The organism is Pedobacter sp. JY14-1 (assembly GCF_029269825.1).
Taxonomy (GTDB): Bacteria; Bacteroidota; Bacteroidia; order Sphingobacteriales; family Sphingobacteriaceae; genus Pedobacter.
In genome coordinates, this window is record NZ_JARJHU010000008.1 from 132004 (window position 1) to 146143 (window position 14140).

The window sequence follows — 14140 nt, forward strand, 5'->3', positions numbered from 1 at the left end:
GAAATTACTTTACCGCTTCAGCAATTTCGATATCAAAATCCAGGTTGGTATTCGGCGGTATGGCAACCGCATTGTAAACCGAAGCGGGTTTACCTGCAGCTCCGTAACCCTGCCAGGAAGGAATCAGTAACCTTACCTTCGTGCCCTTTTTGAATTTTGTCAGTACTTCCCAGCCTCTGATTGTTGATGTCAGCTCAGTAGAATAGCTACCGTCAGTGGTGGATTCAAAAGACGCCCCGTCAAAGAAACGTCCGGTGTAATTAATGGTCAGCAGAGAAGTAAGATCTATGGCGGCACCCGAGGTGTCGCCGGCAGAGTTGACAATGTAATATACACCAGTAGCAGTATCCTTCATGGCATTAGTCAATCCCTTATCTGCAATAAACTGCTTTATCCATTTGTCGTCCAGCAGCGCCTGGCTCTTCTCAGTATAGGTGGTAATTGCCAGGTCAACAATCTCGTTTGAAGGTACTCCGATGGTCTCAGAACCATTTTTCCCGAATGCCAGATATGAAGGCAGGATCATTCTCACCGTAGCACCTGGCTTCATCATATTCAGCATCATCTGCAGTCCCGGCAGCTTCATACCCAATATCTGGGTTGCGTAACCTACATAGGTCCCAGAATTGGAATAGGCAGGGGAAGTATAATACGTATTTCCGTTAAGCAGCGACTTCAGGCTTATGGTGAAGAATACCGAATCCGTGTTCTTATAGAATTCACCGGCCCCCTGATTAACAATCTGGTAATAAAAGCCTGTGCCTTGCGGATCTTTTGTTGCAGCAACATTGTTCTTCCTCAGATATTCTTCAATCTTTGCATCATCTATGGTCTGTGCCGATTCATAATCCTTCTTGCAGCCACTCATCACCATCACCGCTACCACAGCAGCAAACACACATGAGCTTATTCTTTTTAGCATATAATTGTAATCTTATTTTGTTATTTTCTTTTTAACGTCACTCAAATAAATCAAAAAATAGAGTGGCGAATTGGCAGGAATTGTTCCTACCACCTGATCTCTGTATGCCAGGGGAGACGGCACCAGCAACTGGATTGTCCCCCCCTTCCGGATCTGCGGCAGGCCAATTTGCCATCCCGGAATCGCACTGTTCAATACCACTTTATAAACGGATGAGCCCGTAGTCCGGCTAAACACACTATCCGTAAGCAATTTACCTGTATACTGGGTATAAAGGGTATCGGTTCCCTGCAATGGCCCGCCTGAACCCGGTGTATCTATCCTGTAATAGACCCCGCTTTCATGCCGGATAAACGCAAGACCTGTTGAATCCAGCCACTTTTTAATCTTTACTTCGTCCAGTTCTTGGTTGAGGCCCTCGTCATAGGCTGAGGTCCTTTCACAGGCAGCAAAAGCGGCAACTGTAAAAGCCAGACCAAGTAAAAGCCTATTTTTTAACACCATGCACAAAAGTAACCTTTTCGCAGCGTTGCCGCAATATTTAACCATTTTTAACAAATCCAATGAACATCCGGCAGATAAAGAAAACATCCGGCATAATAAAAAAAGCGTCCCGGTAATTAAACCGGAACGCCATCAGTTAAATTATGAACCGCTTTTGCTAAAAGCAATATTTATTGACGGCAATCAGCTGTTGTGCCACTGCCTGCCTCACCTGTTTAACATTAAAAGGTTCCATTTTCGTAAACCGCTTCAGCCCAACCAGCATCATCTTCAGTTCATCGCCTTCCGCAAAAGCCCAGAGCGCATCCTTACCTGCCTTCGCAACCGCATCTACCGCTTCAACAAAATAAATGCGCATCAGGTTCAATTGGCCTTCACAAGCTTCTGCGCCGCGCAGGGCCACCAGCTTTTCCGTCCTCAGCATTGCCGATTCCGCCACATACACATAACTGGCCATATCTGCAATATTCATCAGTATCTCCTGTTCCTTTGCAAGGCTCATCATCAGCTTCTGCACTGCCGAACCCGCTACCATCAGCGTCGCTTTCTTCAGGTTCGCGATCATCTTCTTTTCCGCCGCGAACAGTGCGTTGTCTTCTTCTCCGAAATCCGGTATCGCCATCAGTTCCGCAGCAACGGCAGTTGCCGGCGTCATCAGATCCAACTCACCCTTCATTGCGCGCTTCAGCATCATGTCTACTGTCAGCAGCCTGTTGATTTCATTCGTACCTTCAAATATCCTGTTGATCCTGGCATCCCGGTAAGCCCTGTCCATTGGCGCTTCCGCAGAAAAGCCCATCCCTCCATAGATCTGTACACCTTCATCCACCACATAATCCAAAACCTCAGAGCCCCATACTTTTAATATAGCGCACTCCACAGCAAACTGCTCGGTAGATTTCAGCTTTGCCTTACCTTCATCCATACCCCCAGCCACCAGCGCATCAAATGCATCATCGATGTTCTGACCCGCCCGGTAGTTTGCCGATTCCACTGCATATACCTTGGCGGCCATTTCGGCCAGTTTGTGCCTGATCGCACCATATTTAGAGATCGGCTTTTCGAACTGTATCCGTTCATTGGCATAATTCACTGCAGTATCGATCACCGACTTAGAAGCTCCTATTGCGGCCGCAGCCAGCTTGATCCGGCCTATATTGAGGATATTTACCGCGATCTTAAAACCATTCTGCCTTTCGGAGAGGATGTTCTCCACCGGCACCGGACAATCATTAAAAAATACCTGTCTGGTCGAAGAGCCCTTAATGCCCATTTTATGTTCTTCCGGGTTCATGGTAATCCCGCCGAAACCACGCTCAACAATAAAGGCTGTCAGGTTCCCATCATCATCAATTTTGGCAAATACAATGAATACATCCGCAAAACCACCGTTGGTAATCCACATTTTCTGCCCGTTGATCAGATAATGCTTGCCATCTTCGGTAAGCCGGGCCTTTGTCTTTCCTGAATTGGCATCGGAGCCAGAGTTAGGTTCAGTAAGACAATAGGCTGCCTTCCATTCACCGGTAGCCAGCTTAGGGATATATTTGTCCTTCTGCTCCTGGTTGCCATAATACAAGATCGGCAACGTACCAATGCCCGTATGCGCAGAAAGCGCCACAGCAAAGGAATGGCCCGCACCAATCACATCTGCCACCAGCATAGAAGTATTGAAGTTCTTGCCAAATCCACCATACTGCTCAGGAATTGAAACCCCTAGTATACCCAGCTCGCCGGCCTTATCCATCAGCGACTGCATCAGCCCTTCTTCCTGCTGGTCTATGCGTTCCAGGTTCGGGAATACCTCCGCAGTCAGGAAATCCCGGCAGGTCTGCGCAATCATCCGCTGCTCTTCATCAAACTCTTCGGGAATAAAAACATCCTGATAAACTGTTTCTTTGATCAGAAATTCACCCCCCTTTATATTTTTCGCTGTACTTTCCATCGTCTCCTATTTGGTTTAAGCTTAAAACACTTCAAAAATACCTGCAGCTCCCTGCCCTGTACCCACGCACATCGTTACCAAACCATATTTCCCGCCACGCCGCTTCATTTCATTAAACAACTGCACAGACAGTTTCGCGCCGGAACAACCCAGCGGGTGCCCCAGTGCGATCGCACCTCCGTTTACATTCAGCTTAGACTGGTCCAGCTCCAGCTCGCGGATAACGGCAAGCGACTGTGAGGCGAAAGCCTCATTCAGCTCAATCAGGTCCAGCTGCTCCAAGTCCATATCTGCAGCCTTTAATGCCTTTGGTATCGCATAAATAGGGCCTATACCCATGATCCTTGGCGGCACTCCCGCAATTCCATAACTGACCAGCCTGGCCACCGGCTCCACACCCAGTTCCTTCAACTTCTTCTCCGACACCACGAGCACAAAAGCCGCCCCGTCAGAAGTCTGCGAAGAATTACCCGCGGTAATGCAGCCATCCGCCGCGAACACAGGTTTCAGTTTAGCCAGCTTTTCTACTGAAGTGTCCGCGCGCGGACCTTCATCCGTATCTACTATATAACTCCGTACCTGTTTCTTCATCCTTTCATCCAGATAAGTCTCATGAACCGTAAAAGGCATGACCCCTGCCTTCAAATGGCCGTTTTTTATCGCTTCGACGGCCTTCATGTGTGACCGGTAAGCGAACTCATCCTGGTCTTCACGGCTTACCTTATACATACTGGCCACCGCCTCGGCGGTAAGGCCCATACCCCAGTACCAGTCGGGGTTTTTACGGGCTACATCGGCATTCGGTACAATCTTCCAGCCTCCGAAAGGCATCCCCGACATCACCTCTACACCTCCGGCCACGATACAATCTGCCATACCTGTCCTGATCTTCGCCACTGCCATCGCGATGGTTTCCAGTCCCGAAGCACAGTAACGGTTCACGGTCACGCCCGGCACCTTGTCTGTATCCAGGCCCATCAGCGAAACCATACGGCCGATATTCAGGCCCTGTTCCGCTTCCGGCGTCGCATTACCGACAATCACATCGTCGATCTGTTCCTTATCCAGGTTAGGGACCGAAGCCACCAGGTACCTGATCAGCTCCGCAGCCAGGTCGTCGGCCCTTGTAAAACGAAATACCCCCCGGGGGGCCTTGCCCACTGCGGTGCGGTATCCTGCTATGATATATGCTTCCTGCATGTCCTTCAGTTTTAGCTGTTAATTCCTCAATGGTTTGCCCGTGGTTACGATGCTCTGAATGCGCTCCAGCGTCTTGCGCTCACCGCAAAGCGACAGGAAGGCTTCCCGCTCCAGATCGAGCAGGTACTGCTCGGTCACTTCTGTCGGGGAAGAAAGGTCGCCCCCGCACATGACCCAACCCAGCTTTTCAGAGATCTTCTTGTCATGTTCCGAAATGTAATGTCCTGAATACATCGTATTGGCACCAGCGTAGACAATCCCGAGCCCCTGTTTGCCCAGCACCCTGATGTCTTTGCGTGGCACCGGTTTCGTATAGCCTGCCTCCGCCAGTTCTACAGCCCGGGCTTTAGCGTCCGCAATTAGCCGGCTCCGGTTCATCGTAATGGCATATTTGCCTTTTTGCAGATAACCCAACTCCGCAGCTTCGGCAGCAGAAGTGGAAACCTTTGCCATACCGATCGTCAGGAAACGCTCGCGCAATACCTGCTGAACGATCTGATCGTCCCGGTATTCGTCGGAAGCCCGCAGGGCAAACTCCTTGGTACCGCCACCGCCCGGGATTACCCCTACGCCGAATTCCACCAACCCCATATACGTTTCTGCATGCAACTGCACATGGTCGGCATGGAGACTGAACTCACACCCCCCGCCGAGAGTGAGGTTATGCGGCGCGACGACCACCGGTATGGAAGAGTACCTGATCCGCATCGAGGTATCCTGAAACAGCTTTACCGCCAGGTTCAATTCATCCCACTCCTGTTCTACCGCCATCATGAAGATCATACCTACGTTTGCCCCTGCACTGAAGTTCGCGCCGTCATTTCCGATCACCACCGCACGGTAATCCTTTTCCGCCATATCGATCGCCTTATTGATGGCCTGCAATGTATCACCGCCAATGGTATTCATCTTCGAGTGGAACTCCACGTTCAGCACCCCATCGCCCAGATCGAGCACTGAGGCCCCAGCATTTTTCCACACCACCTTCCCTGCCGCACGAAGGTTATCCAGGATGATGAAGCTTTCAGCACCCGGCAAAGCCTTGTAAACTTTTGAAGGGATGTCGTAATATTTGCGTACCCCGCCTTCAACCTTGTAAAAACTTTCATTGCCGGCTTCCAGCATCTCCACTACCCAGGCTGCAGGTTCATGCCCGTATAACTTCATGCCTGCTATCGCTTCCCTTACACCGATAGCCTCCCAGACTTCGAAAGGCCCCAGTTCCCAGCCAAATCCTGCACGCATCGCATCGTCGATGCGGTAAAGTTCATCGGATATCTCCGGTATGCGGTCAGAAACATATTCAAACAGGCCAAAGGAAGAGGCCCGGAACAGTTCGCCTGCCTTATCCTTGCCAGCCGCAAATACTTTCATCCGCTCCCGTACATGCGCTATCGGCTTAGTCATGTCCAGCGTAGCCGACTTCACCTTCGCCTGCGGTTTATATTCCAGCGTCTTCAGGTCAAGCGCCAGTATCTCCGTTTTACCTTCAGGTGTCTTTGTCTTTTTATAAAAACCCTGACCTGTCTTATCGCCCAGCCATTTGCTGGCCTCCATTTTTTCCACATATGCCGGCAGTTTAAACAAGTCATGTGCCTTGTCTTCAGGAGCATTGTCATATAAACCCTTTGCAACCTTAATCATCGTATCCAGCCCCACCACATCGCTCGTACGGAAGGTCGCCGATTTGGGGCGGCCCAGCGCAGGACCTGTGAACTTGTCTACTTCTTCTACCGTCAGATCCATTTTTTCTACCAGGTGCAGCAGCGACATGATCGAAAATACCCCTACCCGATTAGCAATAAAGGCCGGCGTATCCTTGCACATCACTGTGGTCTTGCCCAGAAACCTGTCGCCATACCGCATCAGGAAATCAACCGCCTCCGGCAAAGTATGCGGGGTAGGGATAATCTCCAGCAGGCGCAGGTACCGCGGTGGGTTAAAAAAGTGCGTGCAGCAGAAATGTGCCTTGAAGTCATCACTCCTGCCTTCTGCCATCAGGTGGATCGGGATGCCTGAGGTATTTGAAGTGATCAACGTTCCCGGCTTGCGGAACCGCTCCACCAGTTCAAATACCTTCTTCTTGATGTCCAGGTTTTCTACAACCACCTCAATTACCCAATCACAATCTGCGATCTTCGGCATATCGTCTTCAAAATTGCCCGTAGAAACTTTACCCAACACCTTCCGCGAATAAACCGGCGAAGGGCTGCTCTTCACCGCTGTGGCAAGGGCCGCATCTACGATACTGTTCCTGGCTCCCTCTTTAGACACAATGTCCAGCAGCAGAACCTCTACGCCGATATTGGCGAAATGGCAGGCAATACGCGAGCCCATAATGCCTGAGCCCAAAACAGCTACCTTACTTATTTTTCTGTTGCTCATGTTGGTTAGGGATTGTATATGCTAAAGTCAGTTTATTCAGTTTCTGTAATGTCTTGATCAGCGCATTCTTTTCAGGTATCGTCATGTTCGCATTCAGGTATTCATTAAATGCGATCACTACCCCTTTGGCTTCATGTCTTTTTTCTACACCAAATTCTGTCAGGTAGACCTTCACTGAACGCTTGTCTCCCTGCGCAGCTTCACGGTATATTAACCCCAGTTCCTCCATATTGTTCAGCATTCGCGACAAGCTTGTCGCCTTTACACCCAGCAGCCCCGCAAGCTGGGTTACCGCGGTTCCTTCTTTCTCAATATTGATCAGCACATAGCCAATTGCCTGTGTAATGCCAAAACCAGAAGCGATCTGGTTGTAGGTGTTTGCCATATTCTGCCACACCACCTTCAAATAATAGTCTACCGTTTCCTGCTGTTTCATCAAAATACTATGCTTGCATAACAAAGCTATCGAATATAAATTTACTTTGCAAGACCAGATTGTTAATTATTTGTCACGCCTGCTGCGATTTGCAGTACTCAGGATTCGTGTTCAGGTGCATGATAGTCCTCCGCGTCCCGGTAGATCTTCTCGATAAGGTCTTTATTTTTTTCCAAAATAACTTTACGTTTAAGACTCAGCTTCGGCGTCAGTTCCCCACCATTTATACTCCACAGCTTGTGCAGTAAGACAAAACGCTTTACCTGTTCCCAACGTCCGAAATCCTTACAGCTGTCCTTCATGATCTGTTCAAATTTAGCCAGCACCTGTTCATTGTCCACCATATCCTGGTCGGTAGTATAACTGATCCCTTTTTTTGCAGCCCAATTTTTCAGTGCTGCAAAATTAGGCACGATCAGGGCAGCGGGGAATTTACGGTTCTCACCCAGTACCATCACCTGCTCTACCAGTGGCGTTTCCTTAAATTTATTTTCCAGTGTCTGTGGCGCGACATACTTTCCGCCGGCCGTCTTAAAGATCTCTTTTTTTCTGTCGGTAATTTTCAGGAATCTGCCGTTCAGCATTTCACCGATGTCGCCGGTATGGAACCAACCCTCAGCGTCGATTGTCTCCGCCGTCAGGTCGTCACGACCATAGTAGCCCTTCATTACGTCGTGTCCCCGTACCAGTACCTCACCGTCCTCAGCGATCCTCACTTCGACACCCGCTATCGGCGGGCCAACGGTACCGAACATCGTATTGCCAAAATGATTGACCGCAATCACCGGGGAGGTTTCCGTAAGCCCATATCCCTCAAAAACCGGCATATCGGCACCCCAGAAGATCCGTGCCAGCCTTGGGTTCAGTGCTGCGCCGCCCGATATAATGACCACGATCTCGCCCCCTAATGCCTCCTGCCATTTCTTGAATACCAGCTTACGCGCGATGCCCAACTGCATCTTATACCACCAGCCACTGCCAAACTCATACTTCTCAGCCAGGCCTACTGACCAGAAAAACAAGCTCCGCTTGATGCCTGTCAGCGCCTTGCCCCTTTCCATGATCTTCTCATACACCTTCTCCAGCAGGCGCGGGACTGTAGAAAAAACGTTGGGCTTTACGTCCTGTATATCGGCTACGATCGTATCCATGCTTTCCGCGTAGTACACTGAAACGTTTCCATACATATAAAGATATACCACCATGCGCTCAAATATGTGCGACAGAGGCAAAAAGCTAAGTCCTTTCTTTATTCCTTCCGGCAGCAATACCGCAGAGTTCTCGAAGTTCTTCACCAGGTTGTCATGCGTCAGCATCACTCCTTTCGGCGTACCCGTTGTTCCGGAGGTATAGATCAGCGTCAGGATATCATCCGGCTTCACTGCTGAACGATAAGCCTCCAGGTCGGCAACAGACTGCTTGCCCAGTTCCATCAAAGTCTCCCAGTATTCAGCGTCTTTGACCTTGTTAAAGGTAAATATCTTGATTGAGGCGTTTACTTTCTCACAAACCGGCATGACTTTCCGGTACAGTGCCTCATCAGCTACAAAAATCACCGTCACTTCTGCATTGGTAAGGATAAATTCGATATCATGTTCTGCCAGTGTCGGGTACAACGGCACCTGATATGCACCCAACTGCGTAATGGCAAAATCCGCAATGTTCCATTCCGGTCTGTTGTGCGACATGACCGCTACCCGGGCACCCTTACCCACTCCAAGGCTGATCAGGCCCTGACTAAGTGCATCGACTGTTTCACAAAACTGCCGGGTACTGTAGGAAACCCATTTACCCGCTATTTTGCCGTTAATGAAATCTTCTTTGGGAAACTGCGCTAAATTGTATCTGAGCAAATCAAATACCCTGGTAATCGGTCCGGCCATAACACTTCGTTTAATTAAAGAACCCGCTCAACGTCGCGTGGTTCCTTGTATCAAGATAAGCAAAATAATGAAAAAACTGATTTTAACCTACGGCCTTCCTGATCTCAGGCGCTACTTTGACACCAAACAGTTCTATCGACCTCATCATGCTGGTATGAGAGGGATCACCTACGTCCATATGACCGATAAAGCGGGTAAGCCCGAACATTTCATGCAGATACAAAATCTTATCCACTACCGCTGCCGGCTCACCGATAAACAAGGCGCCTTCAGCGTCGCGTCCGCCATTGTACTGAACTTTTGTATAAGGTGGCCAGCCACGGGAGGCCCCCACTCTGTCCATCTGGGCAGAATAGTTGACAAAATACCCATCAGCCTCGGCCTCATTGTCTGCCACAAATGAATGTGCATGTACGCCGATCTGCATTTTTGCCGGGTCGTGGCCATTGCTGATGTATTCCTGCTTATAGAATTCTATAAGCGGCTGGAACTGTTTCGGCATACCACCTATAATCGCTACGATGAGCGGCAAACCTAATCTTGCAGCCCTCAGTACAGATTCCGGAGTACCTCCTACAGCCACCCAGACAGGAAGCCTGCCTTCATTGAGTGCCCGGGGTAATACCGTCTGATTTACCAGTGGTGCACGAAGCTTGCCTTTCCAGTTGACAATTTCATGATTATTGATCTGGAGCAACAGATCCAGTTTTTCTTCAAACAATTGGTTGTAATCACTCAAACTGTACCCGAACAGGGGAAAGGATTCGATGAAACTGCCACGACCGACACCGATCTCTGCCCTTCCATCAGAAATAAGGTCTATCGTCGCAAAATCCTGGTAGACCTTAACGGGTTCAGCTGAACTCAATACAGTAACGGTACTCATGAGTTTAATGTTCCTGGTAATGCCGGCCGCAGCAGCCAATACGATTTCCGGTGATGAGACCGCGTAATCCGGCCGGTGGTGTTCACCAAGCCCGAACACGTCAAGACCAATATCATCAGCAAGTTTCACTTGTTCCAGTATCTCTCTGAGTTTTGTTTTTGCTTCACGGGGCTTCCCGGTCTGCGCATCAAACGAAAGATCGCCAAACATTCCAATTCCTAATTCCATAATTTATTTCCTTTCTTGATCTGCTCAAAATTAGACAATTAATATATCGTGACGCATTGATGTAGGTTAAGATCGGCAAGATCATACTGAAGTAGCTCAACAGAACGGCACAATAGTTGTTAATGTTGTTTAATCTTAGAAAAACAAACAAAATAACCACTATGAAGAAATTAATCTTTACCCTAATGATGTGCGCAGGTGCTTTCCTGGTAAGCACAACCAACGCCCAGGCACAGAATTATAAGACCGCATTAGGTATGCGCATCGATGCCGGTGATGGCTCTACAGGCGTTGGCTTTAACGCGAAGCATTTCTTTTCACGTAACGGAGCAATTGATGGAAACCTGGTGTTTTTTGACGGTGGCGTAGTTGGGCTGGGTGCAGAATTTCAGTACAACGACCGCATTGCGGGTGCAAAAGGACTGGACTGGTACATTGGTGTCGGCCCGAATTTCCTATTTGGCAAGCACGACACAGCAGTTCAACTCAGACCGGTAGCAGGCCTTGACTTCAAAGTTCCGGGTGCTCCCATCGACTTCGCCTTTGACTGGCGCCCGATGTTTACCTTGAATCAGGGCACTGAATTTACGGCAGCCCGTTTCGGCATATCACTCCGCTACGCATTTTAATAAGACGACTGAATAACATCCCCCCTACATCTATCCTATTGTTAATAAAAAAGGAGCAGAATTCTGCTCCTTTTTTATTGGCCTATTCAGTTATTGTCCTAACCAGCCTTTACGAACAGCAACCTGCTCCGGGCTGGCCGCAGGATCTATGGTGGCTTCTATCTTTACATTGGGATTGGCTTTAAGTCTCAGGCCAATGGTCTTGATGAGCCCGTCCCTGCGTACCATGATCGTAATAAGATCACCAGGCTTGCGGCTGGTAATGACATACATCTTGTCTATGGACGCCTCTACCGGTAAGCCTTCTACGCTCAGCACTTCATCATTAACATTCAGGCCGCCATCCCAGGCTGCCGTACCGCGTATCACCTTGGTTATGACGACACTGCCTTCTACCCGTTTGGAAGCTGCACCTAGGTAAGGTGTTTGGTTGCCTTTATACAGGTCTTTCGCCGTCACGCCTGCGTAACCGAAATATTTTTCATATTCGATCTCGTCGGTACCATTGACGTACTTGTCCCAGAAGGGACTGAAGCTGATACCGCTTATCTTTTCCACCATCGCCTTGAACTCGGCATCAGTATAACCGCGCTGTTGTTTCTTGTAATACGCATCGTACATCGCGTTCATCACATCATCAAGATTCCTTTTGCCTTTGGTAGCCTTTGCAATTTCAATATCCATAAGCATACCGATGATTTCTCCTTTATTATAATAAGAGATGGTTGAATTACTGGAGTTTTCATTAGGCCGGTAAGCCTTGATCCAGGCGTCATAACTGGCTTCTGCTGCTGACTGCACTTTTGATCCGGGGGTATTCATGACCACAGAAATGGCATCGGCCAGGTTCTGTACGGTTTGCTGTGTACTGCTGAAACCAGACCTGAGCAGCAGTTTGTTCTCATAGTAAGAGGTGAATCCTTCTGCCACCCAAAGATTGGTCGTATAGTTTTCATTGTCATAATCAAAGGGACCAAGCGCCATTGGACGCAAACGCTTTACGTTCCACAGGTGATAATATTCATGAGCTACGAGGGCAAGAAATTCCTTATATTTCTTTTCATCGCTGTAACCGTCCCGGGTGCTGCCGAGTACCGTAGAATTGAGGTGTTCCAGGCCACCCCCGCCCTGCTGGAAATTGTGAACGATGAAAGTATAGTGCTTATTTGGATTTTCACCATAAATGGCAGTGGCCTGTTCCACGATTCTGGCCATGTCCTTTTTAAGTCTTTCCTTATCATAGTTTCCACCGCCGTACATGGCTACCTCATGCTTCACGCCTGAAGCGGTAAACTCAAAAATATCCTGGTTACCTACTTCGATCGGGCTGTCAAACAGAATGTCGAAATTTGCCGCGGTATAAGTAAAAGCCTTTCCGGGAACAGGCTCCAGGCCTGTAGATACACTTTTCCATCCATTGTAAGGCCTGATCTGCACGGTACTTGGCAAGTTGAGCATACCGTCCGGATACAGAAAGATGCCGCTGCTCGATAAGAATGCATGGCTTTCATCAATGAAAGCGGTACGAACACTGATCTCAAAGGCATAGACACGGTAGTTGACCCTGACCTGCCCAGCCTTATTGTTATAAATCCTCCAGGTATTCTTTCTTACCTTTTCAAACCTCAGGGCTTTGCCGTCGCTGCTTGCCTTAAAGCTTTCGATGTTGCGGGCAAATTCACGCACGAGATAAGATCCGGGCGTCCATACAGGCATCTTAAGATCGATGTAGTCCTTGTCTAAACCCGAAAGGTCCATTTGTACCTCGGCATAGTGGGCCTGAGGCTCGGTGAAACTCACCTCAAAACCGATCTTTACCTGTGATCTGCTGGTCATACTGGCTGCTAATAAAATTAAGACTCCTGCTATTGTGGCTTTCATGCTGCAAAATTAACTATATTTTACAGGAGATGTAACATTTACCGAGATGAAGCCTGAATAGGCTGTAACATCCTTAATACAAGCGGCCTGAGGTACCATATTTGAATATTTTTGCATGCTGACTAAAGAGAATTACACGAAATCATGAAGCTAAAGTACATTATCTACACGATCATCATACTTGGCCTTGCCTACCTGGTCTATTACCGCATATCTGCCAATAAAAAAATAGAGGAGCAAGGTGGTGGAAGGGGCCGGCAGGGTATGAAAAGCGGGAAGGACGGATCTTCCGGAGTCGGAATGAACGTAGATGGCGTCGTGGTTGCAGTGACAGACTTCAGTTCGGATCTGGACATTACAGGAACACTTGAAGCGAACGAATCCGTGGAACTGCACAGCGAGGTTCCGGGGCTGGTGACCAAGATCAATTTTACGGAAGGATCTAATGTGAACAAAGGTAGTGTGCTCGTCAGGATCAATGACAGAGATATTCAGGCGCAGTTGCAAGATGCACTGACCAGGGAAAGGTTATCGGCAACCAATGAGAACCGCTCTAAGCAATTGCTGGAAAAGGGGGCCATCAGCCAGGAGGAATACGATACTTCCCTGGCTGACCTGCAATCCCTGAGGGCGCAGACCCAGCTCATCAGGGCTCAGTTGGCAAAGACTTCAATCGTAGCGCCCTTCAGTGGCAGAATAGGCCTGCGTTCGGTTTCTGCAGGCGGTTATATTACGCCCGCTACAGTGATTGCTACACTGTCGAGCATCGACCCGCTGAAGATCGCATTTTCAGTACCAGAGAAGTACATCGGACAGATCGGAAAGGGTTCGGAGATCAGTTTCACTACCGATGGCTTTACCAAGACATTTACCGGGAAGGTCTACGCGATTGAACCGGGCGTCAACGTCCAGACCCGGACACTGCAGATCAAAGCGCTGGTGCCGAATGCGGACAATAAACTTTTGCCAGGCTCCTTTGCAAGGATCAAACTGAAGCTGAACACGCTGAAGGACGCGATACTGATCCCGAACGAAGCGATCATCCCGGTGCTGAACGGCAAAACAGTATACATCAGCAAGGGCAGAAAAGCACAACAGGTAAAGATAGAAACAGGTACACGCACGGCAGACCGGATTGTAGTGGTCTCTGGCCTGAAGATTGGGGATACGGTACTGACAACGGGGGCGATGGCCCTGAAACAAGATGCACCGGTAAAGGTAAACCTGGTAAAAAAATAATC

Annotated in this window: 11 protein-coding genes; 2 read left to right on the top strand and 9 right to left on the bottom strand. The window is 48.9% G+C overall.

Features of this window, described 5'->3' with window-relative positions; genetic code table 11:
• Positions 1-4: 4 nt before the first annotated feature.
• From P2W84_RS14220 to P2W84_RS14255, 8 genes are all read right to left on the bottom strand, one after another.
• A complete protein-coding gene (locus P2W84_RS14220; RefSeq protein ID WP_276090816.1) occupies positions 5-922 on the bottom strand; it encodes an FKBP-type peptidyl-prolyl cis-trans isomerase in 918 nt (305 codons plus the stop codon).
• Between the two features lie 12 nt (positions 923-934).
• A complete protein-coding gene (locus P2W84_RS14225; RefSeq protein WP_276090817.1) occupies positions 935-1426 on the bottom strand; it encodes an FKBP-type peptidyl-prolyl cis-trans isomerase in 492 nt (163 codons plus the stop codon).
• A 157-nt stretch (positions 1427-1583) separates the two neighbouring features.
• The gene (locus tag P2W84_RS14230; protein ID WP_276090818.1) at positions 1584-3371 is read right to left on the bottom strand and encodes an acyl-CoA dehydrogenase family protein; all 1788 of its coding nucleotides are present in this window, start codon (positions 3369-3371) and stop codon (positions 1584-1586) included.
• Between the two features lie 21 nt (positions 3372-3392).
• Positions 3393-4571: an acetyl-CoA C-acyltransferase gene (locus P2W84_RS14235; RefSeq protein WP_276090819.1), complete on the bottom strand. Its 1179-nt coding sequence runs from the start codon at positions 4569-4571 to the stop codon at positions 3393-3395.
• Positions 4572-4589: 18 nt separating this feature from the next.
• Complete coding sequence (locus P2W84_RS14240) at positions 4590-6956, bottom strand: 3-hydroxyacyl-CoA dehydrogenase/enoyl-CoA hydratase family protein (RefSeq protein ID WP_276090820.1); 2367 nt, start codon at positions 6954-6956, stop codon at positions 4590-4592.
• The gene (locus P2W84_RS14245) at positions 6934-7392 is read right to left on the bottom strand and encodes a MarR family transcriptional regulator (RefSeq protein WP_276090821.1); all 459 of its coding nucleotides are present in this window, start codon (positions 7390-7392) and stop codon (positions 6934-6936) included. Before P2W84_RS14245 ends, P2W84_RS14240 begins: the two co-directional genes overlap by 23 nt.
• Positions 7393-7490: 98 nt before the next feature.
• Complete coding sequence (locus P2W84_RS14250; RefSeq protein WP_276090822.1) at positions 7491-9275, bottom strand: long-chain fatty acid--CoA ligase; 1785 nt, start codon at positions 9273-9275, stop codon at positions 7491-7493.
• An 82-nt stretch (positions 9276-9357) separates the two neighbouring features.
• Positions 9358-10389 (bottom strand): Atu2307/SP_0267 family LLM class monooxygenase, encoded by a 1032-nt coding sequence (locus tag P2W84_RS14255; RefSeq protein WP_276090823.1) that lies wholly within the window; start codon positions 10387-10389, stop codon positions 9358-9360.
• Between the two features lie 161 nt (positions 10390-10550).
• Between P2W84_RS14255 and P2W84_RS14260 the strand changes: the two genes are divergently transcribed.
• Entirely contained in the window at positions 10551-11018 is a 468-nt protein-coding gene (locus P2W84_RS14260) for a hypothetical protein (protein WP_276090824.1), read from the top strand.
• A 90-nt stretch (positions 11019-11108) separates the two neighbouring features.
• Here P2W84_RS14260 and P2W84_RS14265 read toward each other — a convergent pair whose 3' ends face one another.
• Positions 11109-12854: a PDZ domain-containing protein gene (locus tag P2W84_RS14265; protein ID WP_276090825.1), complete on the bottom strand. Its 1746-nt coding sequence runs from the start codon at positions 12852-12854 to the stop codon at positions 11109-11111.
• A 189-nt stretch (positions 12855-13043) separates the two neighbouring features.
• Here P2W84_RS14265 and P2W84_RS14270 point away from each other — a divergent pair, with 189 nt between their 5' ends.
• Positions 13044-14138: an efflux RND transporter periplasmic adaptor subunit gene (locus P2W84_RS14270; RefSeq protein WP_276090826.1), complete on the top strand. Its 1095-nt coding sequence runs from the start codon at positions 13044-13046 to the stop codon at positions 14136-14138.
• The last annotated feature ends 2 nt before the right edge of the window (positions 14139-14140 follow it).

Excerpts from the sequence above, each read along its gene's own strand:
- P2W84_RS14225 (WP_276090817.1), bottom strand. The coding sequence starts at position 1,426 with ATGGTGTTAAAAAATAGGCTTTTACTTGGTCTGGCTTTTACAGTTGCC.
- P2W84_RS14260 (WP_276090824.1), top strand. The coding sequence starts at position 10,551 with ATGAAGAAATTAATCTTTACCCTAATGATGTGCGCAGGTGCTTTCCTG.
- P2W84_RS14270 (WP_276090826.1), top strand. The coding sequence starts at position 13,044 with ATGAAGCTAAAGTACATTATCTACACGATCATCATACTTGGCCTTGCC.
- P2W84_RS14250 (WP_276090822.1), bottom strand. The coding sequence starts at position 9,275 with ATGGCCGGACCGATTACCAGGGTATTTGATTTGCTCAGATACAATTTA.
- P2W84_RS14235 (WP_276090819.1), bottom strand. The coding sequence starts at position 4,571 with ATGCAGGAAGCATATATCATAGCAGGATACCGCACCGCAGTGGGCAAG.
- P2W84_RS14230 (WP_276090818.1), bottom strand. The coding sequence starts at position 3,371 with ATGGAAAGTACAGCGAAAAATATAAAGGGGGGTGAATTTCTGATCAAA.
- P2W84_RS14240 (WP_276090820.1), bottom strand. The coding sequence starts at position 6,956 with ATGAGCAACAGAAAAATAAGTAAGGTAGCTGTTTTGGGCTCAGGCATT.
- P2W84_RS14245 (WP_276090821.1), bottom strand. The coding sequence starts at position 7,392 with ATGAAACAGCAGGAAACGGTAGACTATTATTTGAAGGTGGTGTGGCAG.
- P2W84_RS14220 (WP_276090816.1), bottom strand. The coding sequence starts at position 922 with ATGCTAAAAAGAATAAGCTCATGTGTGTTTGCTGCTGTGGTAGCGGTG.
- P2W84_RS14265 (WP_276090825.1), bottom strand. The coding sequence starts at position 12,854 with ATGACCAGCAGATCACAGGTAAAGATCGGTTTTGAGGTGAGTTTCACC.
- P2W84_RS14255 (WP_276090823.1), bottom strand. The coding sequence starts at position 10,389 with ATGGAATTAGGAATTGGAATGTTTGGCGATCTTTCGTTTGATGCGCAG.